Here is a 13,290-nt window from a genome sequence, read left to right as displayed (position 1 = left end):
GCCCTTTTTCCTGGTGCGCCGCCGCATTCCGGCCGATGGGCGGCGGGTTTGCCCCAGTGCTACCATCGCTTAAAACCGGCCAATATGCCGGCCACTGTCGACGCGTTCACAAGACGCCGGAGCAGTCGAGTTTTGGTGATCCCAAACTGGGTGGAGGAGACTGTTAATGAATGCCCCGCTAGACGCAGGCCAACGCGCGTCGCTAGAAGCCGCGCTGAAGTCCGTCACGCTTGATGACAAATACACACTGGAACGCGGCCGCGCGTACATGAGCGGCATCCAGGCCCTCGTGCGCCTGCCGATGCTCCAGCAGGAACGCGACCGCGCCGCCGGTCTCAACACGGCCGGCTTCATCTCCGGCTATCGCGGCTCGCCGCTCGGCGGCCTCGATCTGTCGCTCTGGAAGGCCAAGCAGTACCTGGCGGCCCACCAGATCGTCTTCCAGCCCGGCATCAACGAAGATCTCGCCGCCACCGCCGTGTGGGGCTCGCAGCAGGTGAACCTGTACCCCGGCGCGAAGCACGACGGCGTGTTCGGTATGTGGTACGGCAAAGGCCCGGGTGTCGACCGCACCGGCGACGTCTTCAAGCACGCGAACTCGGCCGGCTCGTCGCAGCACGGCGGCGTGCTGGTGCTCGCCGGCGACGACCACGCGGCGAAATCGTCGACGCTCGCGCACCAGTCCGAGCACATCTTCAAGGCCTGCGGGCTGCCCGTGCTGTTCCCGTCCAACGTGCAGGAATATCTCGATTTCGGCCTGCACGGCTGGGCGATGAGCCGCTACTCGGGCCTGTGGGTCGCGCTCAAGTGCGTGACGGACGTCGTCGAATCGTCGGCGTCGGTCGACATCGACCCGCATCGCACCGAGATCGTGCTGCCGACCGACTTCATCATGCCGGACGGCGGTCTGAACATCCGCTGGCCCGACCCGCCGCTCGTGCAGGAAGCGCGGCTGCTCGACTACAAGTGGTACGCGGCGCTCGCCTATGTGCGCGCGAACAAGCTCGACCGGATCGAGATCGATTCGCCGAGCGCGCGCTTCGGGATCATGACCGGCGGCAAGGCGTACCTCGACGTGCGCCAGGCGCTGACCGACCTCGGCCTCGACGACGAAACCTGCGCGCGGATCGGCATCCGGCTCTACAAGGTCGGCTGCGTATGGCCGCTCGAAGCGCAGGGCGCGCAGGCATTCGCGCGCGGCCTCGACGAAATCCTCGTCGTCGAGGAAAAGCGCCAGATCCTCGAATACGCGATCAAGGAAGAGTTGTACAACTGGCCCGACGCGCAGCGGCCGCGCGTGTTCGGCAAGTTCGACGAGAAGGACGGCGCCGGCGGCGAATGGTCGGTGCCGATGGGCAACTGGCTGCTGCCCGCGCACTACGAACTGTCGCCCGCGATCATCGCGAAGGCGATCGCGACGCGCCTCGAGAAGTTCGAGCTGCCGTCCGACGTGCGCGCGCGCATCGCCGCGCGGCTCGCGGTGATCAACGCGAAGGAAATGGCGCTCGCGAAGCCGCACGTGCAGACCGAGCGCAAGCCGTGGTTCTGCTCGGGCTGCCCGCACAACACGTCGACCAACGTGCCGGAAGGCTCGCGCGCGATCGCCGGCATCGGCTGCCACTACATGACCGTGTGGATGGACCGCAGCACCAGCACCTTCAGCCAGATGGGCGGCGAAGGCGTGCCGTGGATCGGCCAGGCGCCGTTCACGGACGAGAAGCACGTGTTCGCGAACCTCGGCGACGGCACCTATTTCCACTCGGGCCTGCTGGCGGTGCGCGCGGCGATCTCGTCGAAGGCGAACATCACCTACAAGATCCTCTACAACGATGCGGTCGCGATGACGGGCGGCCAGCCGGTCGACGGCGTGCTGACGGTGCCGCAGATCACGCACCAGCTCGCGTCCGAAGGCGCGAAGAAGATCGTGATCGTCACCGACGAGCCGGAGAAGTACGACAGCCAGAAGGCGCTGCTCGCGCCGGGCGTGACGATCCATCACCGCGACCAGCTCGACGACGTGCAGCGCGAGCTGCGCGAGATCGCCGGCACGACGATCCTGATCTACGACCAGACCTGCGCAACCGAGAAGCGCCGCCGTCGCAAGCGCGGCACCTATCCGGACCCGGCCAAGCGCGTCGTGATCAACGAAGCGGTATGCGAAGGCTGCGGCGACTGCTCGGTGCAGTCGAACTGCCTGTCGGTCGAGCCGCTGGAAACCGAGTTCGGCACGAAGCGCCAGATCAACCAGTCGAGCTGCAACAAGGACTTTTCGTGCGTGAAGGGCTTCTGCCCGAGTTTCGTCACGGTCGAGGGCGGCCAGTTGAAGAAGCCGAAGGCGGTTTCGGTCGACGGCGCTGCGCTGCCGCCGATCCCGGAACCGACGCTGCCGGACATCGACCGCGCGTACGGCGTGCTCGTCACGGGCGTCGGCGGCACGGGCGTCGTCACGATCGGCGCACTGCTCGGGATGGCCGCGCACCTTGAGAACAAGGGCGTGACCGTGCTCGACGTCACGGGCCTCGCGCAGAAAGGCGGCGCCGTGATGAGCCACGTGCAGATCTCGCATGCGCCGACCGACATCCACGCGACGAGGATCGCAATGGGCGAAGCCGACCTCGTGATCGGCTGCGACGCGATCGTCACGGCCGGCGACGAGTGCACGTCGCGGATGCGGCACGATGCGACGCGCGTGGTCGTCAACAGCGCGCAGACGCCGACCGCCGAGTTCATCAAGAACCCGAACTGGGCGTTCCCCGGCGTGTCCGCGGAGAACGACATCCGCGCGGCGGCAGGCGTTGCCGTCGATTTCATCGACGCGAACCGCTTCGCGGTCGCGCTGCTCGGCGACGCGATCTACACGAACCCGTTCGTGCTCGGCTACGCATGGCAGAAAGGCTGGCTGCCGCTCACGCTCGCGTCGCTCGAACGCGCGATCGAGCTGAACGCCGTGTCGGTGGAGAAGAACCGCGCGGCCTTCGACTGGGGCCGGCGCGCCGCATACGACCTGGCGAGCGTGAAGCAGGCCGCGGCCGGCGATGCGCGCCCCGCGCAAGGCGCCACGGTGATCGCGCTGCACACGAAGAAGGCGGTCGACGCGTTGATCGCGAAGCGCGTGGAATTCCTCACCGCGTACCAGAACGCCGCGTACGCATCGCGTTATGCGGCGTTCGTCGACAAGGTGCGCGCGGCCGAGCGCGCGCTGGCGGACGGCGACACGATGCAGGAGCAACTGACCGAAGCGGTCGCGCGCAACCTGTTCAAGCTGATGGCGTACAAGGACGAATACGAGGTCGCGCGGCTGCAGTCCGATCCGGCGTTCCTCGCGCGCCTGTCCGCGCAGTTCGAAGGCGACTGGAAGCTGAAGTTCCACCTCGCGCCGCCGCTGTTCGCGAAGACGGACGCGCACGGCCATCTCGTGAAGAAGGCGTACGGCCCGTGGATGATGTCGGCGTTCCGGCTGCTCGCGAAGGCGAAGTTCCTGCGCGGCACGGGGCTCGACCCGTTCGGCCGTACCGAGGAACGCCGCACCGAGCGCGCGCTGATCGGCGAGTACGAAGCGCTGATCGGCGAAGTACTTGGCAGGCTGAACGCGGCCAACCGCCCGCTCGCACTCGAGCTCGCGGCGCTGCCGGACGGCATTCGCGGCTATGGCCACGTGAAGGAGAACAACCTGCGCGCGGTTCGCACGAAGTGGAACACGCTGCTCGCGAAGTGGCGTTCGCCGGCGGGCGGCCAGTCGCACCAGCAGGTCGCGTAACGGCGCGCGGCGGGCATTCGCAGCTCGGACACCCGCCGCGCCGGTAGCGATTCACGATAAAAAAACGCCACGGGACGCAGGTTCCGTGGCGTTTTTCATTGCGCCGCGCCTGAAGCGCGGCGCACGCGGGCGCGAACTTACTTCGTGTTCACGTTCGCGGCGGCAACGGCCGTCATGTTGATGATCCGGCGCACGGTCGCGGCCGGCGTCAGGATGTGGACCGGCTGCGCCGCGCCGAGCAGGAACGGGCCGACCGTCACGCCTTCGCCGCCGACCATCTTCAGCAGGTTGTACGCGATGTTCGCCGCTTCGACGTTCGGCATGATCAGCAGGTTCGCTTCGCCCGACAGCGTCGTGCCCGGGAAGGCCTGCTTGCGGATCACTTCCGACAGCGCCGCGTCGCCGTGCATTTCGCCGTCGACTTCCAGGTTCGGCGCACGTTCGACGATCAGCTTGCGAGCCTCGGCCATGCGGCGCGACGACGACGACGGCGCGCTGCCGAAGTTCGAGTTCGACAGCAGCGCGGCCTTCGGCGTGATGCCGAAGCGCTCGATCTCGGCCGCGGCCTGGATCGTCATGTCGGCGAGCTGTTCGGCGCTCGGCTGCTCGTTCACGTACGTGTCGCACAGGAACAGGTTGCGGCCCGGCAGCATCAGCAGGTTCATCGCCGCGAAGTGCTCGGCGCCCTTCGCACGGCCCAGCACCTGATCGATGAACTTCAGGTGGCTGTGGAACGTGTCGATCATCCCGCAGATCATCCCGTCCGCGTCGCCCAGGTGCACGAGCATCGCGCCGATCAGCGTGTTGAACTTGCGCATCGCGGCCTTCGCGACTTCCGGCGTCACGCCGTCGCGCGCGGCGATGTCGTGGTACGCCTGCCAGTAGCGGTGATAGCGCGTGTCGTCTTCCGGATTGACGATCTCGAAATCGACACCGGCCTTCAGCTTCGAGCCGATCTTCTGCAGGCGCATCTCGATGACCGACGGACGGCCGACGATGATCGGCTGTGCGATCTTTTCCTGCAGCACGAACTGCGCGGCGCGCAGCACGCGCTCGTCCTCGCCCTCGGCGAACACGATGCGGGCCTGCTTCTTCTTCGCGGTCGCGAACACCGGGCGCATCACCATGCCGGTGCGGTAGACGGTCGCGCCGAGCTGCTCGCGGTACGCGTCCATGTCCTGGATCGGACGCGTCGCGACGCCCGAATCCATCGCGGCCTGTGCGACGGCCGGCGCGATCTTGATGATCAGGCGCGGGTCGAACGGCTTCGGAATCAGGTATTCCGGCCCGAATTCGAGCGAGTGGCCTTCATACGCCTTCGCGACTTCCTCGCTCTGGTCGGTTTCCTGGGCCAGCTCGGCGATCGCGCGCACGCACGCGAGCTTCATTTCTTCCGTGATCGTCGTCGCGCCGACGTCGAGCGCGCCGCGGAAGATGAACGGGAAGCACAGCACGTTGTTGACCTGGTTTGGGTAGTCCGAACGGCCGGTCGCGACGATCGCGTCCGGGCGCACGGCCTTCGCGTCTTCCGGGCGGATTTCCGGTTCCGGGTTCGCGAGCGCCAGGATCAGCGGCCGGTCGCCCATCGTCTTGACCATATCCTGCTTCAGCACGCCCGCGCTCGAGCAGCCGAGGAACACGTCCGCGCCGACGATCGCATCGGCGAGCGTGCGCGCGTCGGTCGTGGCCGCATAACGCTGCTTCGACGGATCGAGATTGCCGCGCCCTTCGTAGATCACGCCCTTCGAATCGGCGACGAGGATGTTCGACTTCGTCAGGCCGAGGTTCACCAGCAGGTCCAGACACGCGATGGCCGCGGCGCCGGCGCCCGAGCACACGAGCTTCACTTCGGACAGCTTCTTGCCGACGACCTTCAGGCCGTTCAGGATCGCGGCCGACGCGATGATCGCGGTGCCGTGCTGGTCGTCGTGGAAGACGGGGATCTTCATGCGCTCGCGCAGCTTCTGCTCGATGTAGAAGCATTCCGGCGCCTTGATGTCCTCGAGGTTGATGCCGCCGAGCGTCGGCTCGAGCATCGCGATCGCCTCGACGAGCTTGTCGGGGTCGGACTCCGACAGTTCGATGTCGAACACGTCGATGCCCGCGAATTTCTTGAAGAGGCAGCCCTTGCCTTCCATCACCGGCTTCGCGGCGAGCGGGCCGATGTTGCCGAGACCGAGCACGGCCGTGCCGTTCGTGATGACGCCGACGAGGTTGCCGCGCGACGTGTACTTCTGCGCGTCGAGCGGATCGGCGTGGATCGCCTCGCACGCGGCGGCGACGCCCGGCGAATACGCGAGCGACAGATCGAGCTGGTTCGACAGCGGCTTGGTCGGGGTGACCGAAATCTTGCCGGGTTTCGGGTTCAGGTGATAAGCGAGAGCGGCCTGCTTCAGTTGTTCGTCCATGATTGACCTGCGAGAGACATGCGAAATTTTGACGGTTCAGTACACAGCACCTTCGGCCGCGTCTGCTTGAATCGAGGGGATGGTCGACTGCGAGACGGCACGCGACGCGCCGGGTCGGCACGCCATCGAACCTTGGCGGGTGGCAAGAGGAAAGTACAAAGTACTGAACGATTTCTAAGGGTCGCCTAGTGTACACCCCGCGCATGACACATGTTGGTGCAGCGCCGCATCCCCGGCATCGCATCGGAGCGATCCGCCCCCGCTTGTTTCGCCGGTGGCGGGCGGCATCGCGAACCCGCGCGAATTCCGCCGAAAACCGGCCTGAATCGGGTAAAATAGTGGGCTACGCGCGCAGCGATGCGATCGGCCTTCCGATCGCGCCCCCAGCCCCCGGCCGGGTTCCCGTGCTGCGCCACCGGGCCCGCGCCCGCTCCTCGCTCAACACCCAAGGAATGCCCATGACAGGCTACGATCGTCAGTCGATCTCGGATACGACCGCCAAAATCCTGCTCGAAGTGCAGGCGGTGCACTTCAACGCCGAAAAACCGTTCATCTTCACGTCCGGCTGGGCAAGCCCCGTCTATATCGACTGCCGCAAGCTGATCTCGTATCCGCGCGTGCGCCGTGCGCTGATGGAAATGGCGGAAACGACGATCACGCGCGACATCGGCTTCGAGCAGATCGACGCGGTGGCGGGCGGCGAGACGGCCGGCATCCCGTTCGCGGCATGGATCGCGGACCGGATGATGGTGCCGATGCAGTACGTGCGCAAGAAGCCGAAGGGTTTCGGCCGCAACGCGCAGATCGAAGGCCATCTGGAAGAAGGCTCGCGCGTGCTGCTGGTGGAAGACCTGACGACCGACAGCCGCAGCAAGATCAACTTCGTCAACGCGCTGCGTACCGCGGGCGCGACGGTGAACCACTGCTTCGTGCTGTTCCACTACGACATCTTCAAGGAAAGCGTGTCGGTCCTGAAGGACATCGACGTCGACCTGCACGCGCTGGCGACGTGGTGGGACGTGCTGCGCGTCGCGAAGGCTTCGGGCTACTTCGAGACGAAGACGCTCGACGAAGTCGAGAAATTCCTGCACGCGCCGGCCGAGTGGTCGGCCGCGCACGGCGGCGCGACGGGCGCCCAGGAGTGACGCCGCGCCGGCATGCATGCCGGCGCCCCGGCTGAAAAAGCCGCCTGCTTCATCGCAGGCGGCTTTTTTTTGTCCGTCGTTCCGCGCAAGAACCGGTCGCGACCGCGGGTCGCGGTGTGCATCGCTCATCGAACCCTAATGCTAGACTTGATCCATCGCCGCCATCAGCTACGCGGGCAACGCACAACGCCAACAACGCCGGGAGCATCGGTCCGGCCCACGTGACGGGAGAAGCGCCATATGCGTGTGGATCGCCGGATCACTCCGCCTGCGCCATCGGGTCGCCCGTCTCCGTTCATCGCTCTCCTCGTTTGCACCGCCGTCTTCGCGGCGCTGCCCGTTCATGCGGAAGGCCCGTTCATCGTGTCGAGCGACGACCTGACGCCCGGCGGCCCCGTCCGCGCCGCGAACGTGTTCGACCGCGGCGACTGCAAGGGCAAGAACCACTCGCCGCAGCTCGCGTGGCACAACCCGCCGCCCGGCACGCGCAGCTACGCGGTCACGATCTTCGATCCCGACGCGCCCGGGCGCGGCTGGTGGCACTGGGCCGTGGCGGGCATCCCGGCCACGGTCACGAGCCTGCCCGCCGACGCGAGCGCGTCCGGCTTCCTGCGGCGCATCGGCGCGATCGAGGCGCGCAACGACTTCGGGATCGACGGCTACGGCGGCCCATGCCCGCCGCCCGGCAAGCCGCACCGCTACGTGATCACCGTCTACGCGCTGAAGGGCGACGACCTGCGCATCGCGCAGGGCCGACCCGCGCCGATGTTCGAGCACGAGATCGGCACGCTCGCGATCGGCAGCGCGCAATTCACGGTCAGCTACGGGCAGTGACGGCAGTAGCGGGCACCACGCGACGCCACGCCGCCGCGCCGCGCTTGCCGGCCGCCGCGAATTTCAGTGCGCCGCATGCGCGCGTTTTCCCGTCATTTCGGCTTGCTAGACTCGTCGTCACCGGTCGCGGCATCACACGCCGCGCATCGGTCGCGCCGCCCGCCGGCGACGCGTGACGCGGCAGGCCGCTGCGGCCGCCGTTCCCGTCCCTTTCCGGAGAACGCTTCATGTCGAACATCGTCATCGTCTATCACAGCGGCTACGGTCACACGCAGAAACTGGCCGAGGCCGTTCACGCGGGCGCGCAGGACGCCGGCGCGGCCGTACGCCTGATCGCCGTCGGCGACCTCGACGACGCGGGCTGGGCCGCCCTCGACGCGGCCGACGCGATCGTCTTCGGCGCGCCGACCTACATGGGCGGCCCGTCGGCGCAGTTCAAGCAGTTTGCCGACGCGACGTCGAAAGCGTGGTTCACGCAGAAGTGGAAGGACAAGATCGCCGCGGGCTTCACGAACTCCGCGACGATGAACGGCGACAAGTTCTCGACGATTCAATATTTCGTCACGCTGTCGATGCAGCATGGGATGGTGTGGGTCGGCACGAGCCTGATGCCGGCCAACTCGAAGGCGGCCACGCGCAACGACATCAACTACCTCGGCGGCTCCACGGGCCTGCTCGCGCAGTCGCCGGCCGATGCGACGCCCGACGAAGGCCCGCTGCCGGGCGACCTCGAGACCGGGAAGGTATTTGGCCGGCGCATCGCCGAAGCAACGGCCCGCTGGACCGCCGGCGCCCGCTGAGCCCGCCCCGGCGCCCGCGCCGGCAGGCATCAAAGGGACACAAGACGGCCCGCCGGCCGTCTTTTTTTCGCCCCGCGCGGTGCAGGCGCGCCAGATGACGTCTTAAAATGGCGGTCTCCGGGCGCGGGCCCCCGTTTCATCCAGTGAGAGCGAAATGAGCACCAAAGTTTTTGTCGACGGCCAGGAAGGCACGACCGGCCTCAAGATCTTCGAATACCTGTCGGCGCGCAACGACATCGAGATCCTGCGCATCGATGAAGCGAAGCGCAAGGACGTCGACGAGCGCCGCCGCCTGATCAACGCGTCGGACGTCACGTTCCTGTGCCTGCCGGACGTCGCGTCGCGCGAATCGGCATCGCTCGTCGAGAACCCGAACACGACGCTGATCGACGCGAGCACCGCGTTCCGCACGAGCGCCGACTGGGCCTACGGCCTGCCCGAACTGACCCGCGCGCAGCGCGAGAAGATTCGCACGTCGAAGCGTATCGCGGTGCCGGGCTGCCACGCATCGGCCTTCGTGCTCGCGATGCGTCCGCTCGTCGATGCGGGCATCGTCGCGCCGACGTTCGCCGCGCACAGCTACTCGATCACCGGCTACAGCGGCGGCGGCAAGTCGATGATCGCGGACTACGAGAACGCGGCGCCGGGCGGCAAGCTCGCGAGCCCGCGCCCGTACGCACTCGGCCTCACGCACAAGCACCTGCCGGAAATGGCCGCGCACACGGGCCTCGCGAACCCGCCGATCTTCACGCCGATCGTCGGCCCGTTCCTGAAGGGCCTCGCGGTGACGACCTACTTCACGCCCGAACAGCTCGCGAAGCGTGCGACGCCGCAGGACGTGCAGCGCGTGTTCGCCGAGTACTACGCGGACGAAGCGTTCGTGCGCGTCGCGCCGTTCAACGCGGACGCGAACCTCGACGGCGGCTTCTTCGACGTGCAGGCGAACAACGACACGAACCGTGTCGACCTGTTCGTGTTCGGCAACGAAGAACGCTTCGTCACGGTCGCGCGCCTCGACAACCTCGGCAAGGGTGCGTCGGGCGCCGCGATCCAGTGCATGAACCTCAGCATCGGCGCGGCCGAGGATGCGGGCCTCACGCGCTGATCATCCTCTCTTGCGATGCAAAGCCGGCCGCTGGCCGGCTTTTTATTTACCCATATCAGGCAATAAATAAAATTCTGTTCGCGCATTTACAATTATTTACAAGCTTTCCATTGCGCGATTACCAGCGAATTAATTGCCCCCTTCTTTCTCCAGTCAATCCCGAATAGGGATAAACCGGATACCGCCCGCTTTAAACGCCACCGTTATACGCGCGAAGGCTCTTCGACAGCCTCCCGGGCGTGGCACATCCCCCACTCCGGCAGCTTTCGACAGCCCTTCATCCGTTTTAATTCTTACCGAATGCCATGTCGGACAAGGATTAAAAACACGGCATCCGTTTCAATCGCCTTTTTTAGACGAGTTCATCAATTGACAGCAAAAATCAAGGCAGCGACATTAGCTCGCACAATTAAACGATTGGAGACAGCGGCATGTCGCACGCCTTATCGAAGGGGGTGGCAACGGCCTTTGCCATTGCCCCTTTCCTGGTTGCCTGTGGTGGGGGGGATTCCGGCGGCGCGCTCGCGCCGATCAATGCGCCCCAATGTTCCGGATCGAGCTGCGGCACGCAAGGGCCGCCGCCGTCACAGCCCGTCAACGGTTCGCTGTGTCCGGCCAACGCCGACATCGTGAAGAGCACGTATCTCGGCGGCGCCGGTAGCGGCGAGATCGTCAGCGTCAACATCGACGCGGTCGCGATGACGTACACGCTCAAGTGGCTCGAATCGCCGATTCCGCTGAAGACGGGCACCGTCACGCCCAGCCGCGTCGGCACGACGATCACCGGCAAGGCCATCCACCCGCCGACCGGCACGCTGCCGACCGCCGAGCAGACGCGCTGCGCGTTCGTTCTCACGCCGGGCACGGGCCCCGCGCCGGACGGCTCGACCTATTCGACGGCCGCCGACTTCAACCAGGCGAACCCGCCGATGCTGCTCGTCGGCATGGGTGTCGCGGGCGGCGGCATTCCCGGCGCGACGATCCAGTACGACGGGCTGACCATCATCCCGGGCATCGTGCAGAACGTCGGCCAGGTGCCGAACCGCCACTTCGATTTCTATCCGTTCCTCGGTTTCGCGAATACGACGACCGACCTCACGAAGCTGCCGGGCACGTACAACGCGCTGATCTACCACCTCGTGCCGTCGGGCAACTACGCGACGAAGGGATCGAACTCGAGCGAGACGTTCGATGCGAACGGCGCGTGCACGTCGACCGGTTCGGGCGGCTGCCAGACGACCGGCGACCCGTGGAAGGCGAGCGCGAACGGCGGCTACTTCGACAGCACGAAGGCACCGCAGACGCTGCCGCAGACGCAACTGCCGATCGTCGGCGCGACCGGCAAGTCGGCGACCGCGCACATGGTGATCGGCCAGCTCAACGGCGCGACGGTGCCGGTGATCGTGCGCACGGGCAACGTGAACCTCGGCACGCCGCCGCTGCACACGGACGCGCAGGTCGACGACGAATCGGGCATCGCGGTGCTCGGCGCGGCGACGGCAATCACGTCGGGTGCGATCGACGGCGGCTACGCGGGCGCGGACTCGAACTTCAAGTACACGGCTGCGCTGATCCGCGGCAGCAACGCGTCGTTCATCAACCCGACCACGCAGGCCGAGGAAGACGGCTTCACGCTCGACTACGGCCAGGCGACGCCGGGTCTGCTGAACGCGAAGACGACGCCGCCGAGCGGCGCGACCTACCCGTCAGCATCGGGCGTGGTGATCGCAACGGGCGGGCTGTACGCGGCACTCGTGCAGGGCACGGTGAACGGCGGCGTCACGTCGACGTCGGCGAACTCGACGACTTCGTCGACACCGTACTTCGGCGTGGGCGCGCAGATCAGCAAGTAGCGATCGAGGACGCGGCGGCGGCACACCCGCCGCCGCGCGACGGACGAAGCGCGCGGCACCGCGCACGCAGGACGAGCACAAGCAACAGAAGCGGCCGACAGGGAGCTGGCCGCCACACAAGACAAATCTGGAGGAGCAACATGAAGCGCAACCTCATTCTGGCGGCGGCCTTTGCCGCCCCCCTTCTTTCCGCATGCGGCGGCGGCAGCGACAACCCGCCCCCGCTCGTCGAAGACCGGCTCTGTCCCGCGTCGCTCGACTACAGCACCGTGTTTACCGGCGGCGCGGGCAGCGGCGAACTCGCCAAGGTCCAGCTCGACACGACCAAGATGACCTGGCAGGTCACGTATGTCGAATCGGCGGTTCCGCAAACGACCGGCACCGTCGTGCCGACCCGCGCGGGCACCGTCGACAGCGGCACGCTCACGCAGGAAACGCTGCTGCCGACCAACAAGCTGAACCAGTGCGCATTCCGGCTGAACGGCGCGAGCCTCGACTCGACGCGCCCGGCACGGATCTTCGTCGGCTTCGGCGTCGCCGGCGGCACGATTCCCGGCAAGGAAATCCAGTTCGGCGGCGTGCTCGGCCAGGCCGCGGTGCCCGACACGAAATTCCCGTACTACCCGTTCATCGGCTTCTCGTCGATCGAGACCGACATCACGAAAGTCGCGGGCACGTACAGCCATGTCGGCTTCGGCGAGGTGCCGTCGCAGAACTTCGCGCCCGCGTCGATCGACGCGAAGGTGACGATCAACGCGGACGGCTCGTGGACCAAGTGCGACACGACCGGTCAGTTCGCCGGCGGCGCGTGCGCGCAGCAGGGCACGAACTTCGTGCAGTCCGCGGACGGCAGCGGCGCGTTCCAGTCGAACAACTACCGCAGCCAGCTGAAGCCGACGCTGTCGGCGACGCCGCAGGGCAAGGGCTTCATGATCGTCGGCAAGCTGCGCAACCAGCTCGTGCCGATTCTCGTGCGCACCGGCGTCGCGAACCCGAACCCGACGCCGGACAGCAACGGCGTGCCGGGCCTCACCGCCGACGACGAATCGAGCATCTCGATCCTCGCGCCGCAGACGGCGGTCGCGGCCGGCTCGCAGAACGGCGAGTACATCGGCGTCGACAGCGAGTTCAACTACCGGACCACCGCGCTGATCAACACCCAGGCGACGCTGCTCGATCCGTTCCAGCCGTCTCAGGCATCGCTCACGCGAGTGCTCGACCTCGACTACACGCAGAAGGTGCCGGGTACGGTCACGACGATCCACACGGGTTCGGGCAGCACGTCGCCGACCGGCAAGTTCATCTTCTCGGGTGGCGTGTTCGGTTTCCTCGATAACGCGGGATCGACGCCGTATTTCACGATCGGCGCGTTCGTCCAGTAAGCGGAG

General features: G+C 66.7%; 9 protein-coding genes. 7 read left to right on the top strand and 2 right to left on the bottom strand.

From position 1 onward, the window contains the following. Positions 1 to 166 precede the first annotated feature (166 nt). Entirely contained in the window at positions 167 to 3,757 is a 3,591-nt protein-coding gene (locus tag MRS60_RS01315; protein ID WP_034183956.1) for an indolepyruvate ferredoxin oxidoreductase family protein, read from the top strand. A 137-nt stretch (positions 3,758 to 3,894) separates the two neighbouring features. On the opposite strand, the gene MRS60_RS01310 is transcribed toward MRS60_RS01315, so the two are convergent. Continuing rightward, positions 3,895 to 6,165 (bottom strand): NADP-dependent malic enzyme, encoded by a 2,271-nt coding sequence (locus tag MRS60_RS01310; RefSeq protein WP_243565121.1) that lies wholly within the window; start codon positions 6,163 to 6,165, stop codon positions 3,895 to 3,897. A 458-nt stretch (positions 6,166 to 6,623) separates the two neighbouring features. Between MRS60_RS01310 and MRS60_RS01305 the strand changes: the two genes are divergently transcribed. Continuing rightward, positions 6,624 to 7,310 carry an orotate phosphoribosyltransferase gene (locus MRS60_RS01305; protein ID WP_034183954.1) on the top strand — a complete coding sequence of 229 codons (687 nt, stop codon included), beginning with the start codon at positions 6,624 to 6,626 and terminating at the stop codon, positions 7,308 to 7,310. Positions 7,311 to 7,550: 240 nt separating this feature from the next. Beyond that, positions 7,551 to 8,144 carry a YbhB/YbcL family Raf kinase inhibitor-like protein gene (locus tag MRS60_RS01300; RefSeq protein ID WP_034183953.1) on the top strand — a complete coding sequence of 198 codons (594 nt, stop codon included), beginning with the start codon at positions 7,551 to 7,553 and terminating at the stop codon, positions 8,142 to 8,144. Here the strand turns inward: MRS60_RS01300 and MRS60_RS01295 are convergent. Further along, entirely contained in the window at positions 8,128 to 8,388 is a 261-nt protein-coding gene (locus MRS60_RS01295) for a hypothetical protein (protein WP_243565120.1), read from the bottom strand. The two genes, MRS60_RS01300 and MRS60_RS01295, sit on opposite strands and share 17 nt — an antisense overlap. Here MRS60_RS01295 and MRS60_RS01290 point away from each other — a divergent pair. The 4 genes from MRS60_RS01290 (at position 8,372) to MRS60_RS01275 (ending at position 13,284) form a co-directional block, all read left to right on the top strand. Continuing rightward, positions 8,372 to 8,944, top strand: coding sequence for a flavodoxin family protein (locus MRS60_RS01290; RefSeq protein ID WP_034183952.1), 573 nt, complete (start codon positions 8,372 to 8,374; stop codon positions 8,942 to 8,944). The two genes, MRS60_RS01295 and MRS60_RS01290, sit on opposite strands and share 17 nt — an antisense overlap. 154 nt (positions 8,945 to 9,098) lie before the next feature. Further along, positions 9,099 to 10,049, top strand: coding sequence for an N-acetyl-gamma-glutamyl-phosphate reductase (argC, locus tag MRS60_RS01285; protein WP_105393539.1), 951 nt, complete (start codon positions 9,099 to 9,101; stop codon positions 10,047 to 10,049). Positions 10,050 to 10,480: 431 nt separating this feature from the next. Next, entirely contained in the window at positions 10,481 to 11,902 is a 1,422-nt protein-coding gene (locus MRS60_RS01280) for a DUF2957 domain-containing protein (RefSeq protein WP_243565119.1), read from the top strand. A gap of 140 nt (positions 11,903 to 12,042) precedes the next feature. Next, positions 12,043 to 13,284, top strand: coding sequence for a DUF2957 domain-containing protein (locus MRS60_RS01275; RefSeq protein ID WP_243565118.1), 1,242 nt, complete (start codon positions 12,043 to 12,045; stop codon positions 13,282 to 13,284). Positions 13,285 to 13,290 lie beyond the last annotated feature (6 nt).

Source organism: Burkholderia pyrrocinia (assembly GCF_022809715.1).
Lineage (GTDB): Bacteria > Pseudomonadota > Gammaproteobacteria > Burkholderiales > Burkholderiaceae > Burkholderia > Burkholderia pyrrocinia_C.
This window is presented reverse-complemented; position numbering and strand designations above follow the sequence as displayed.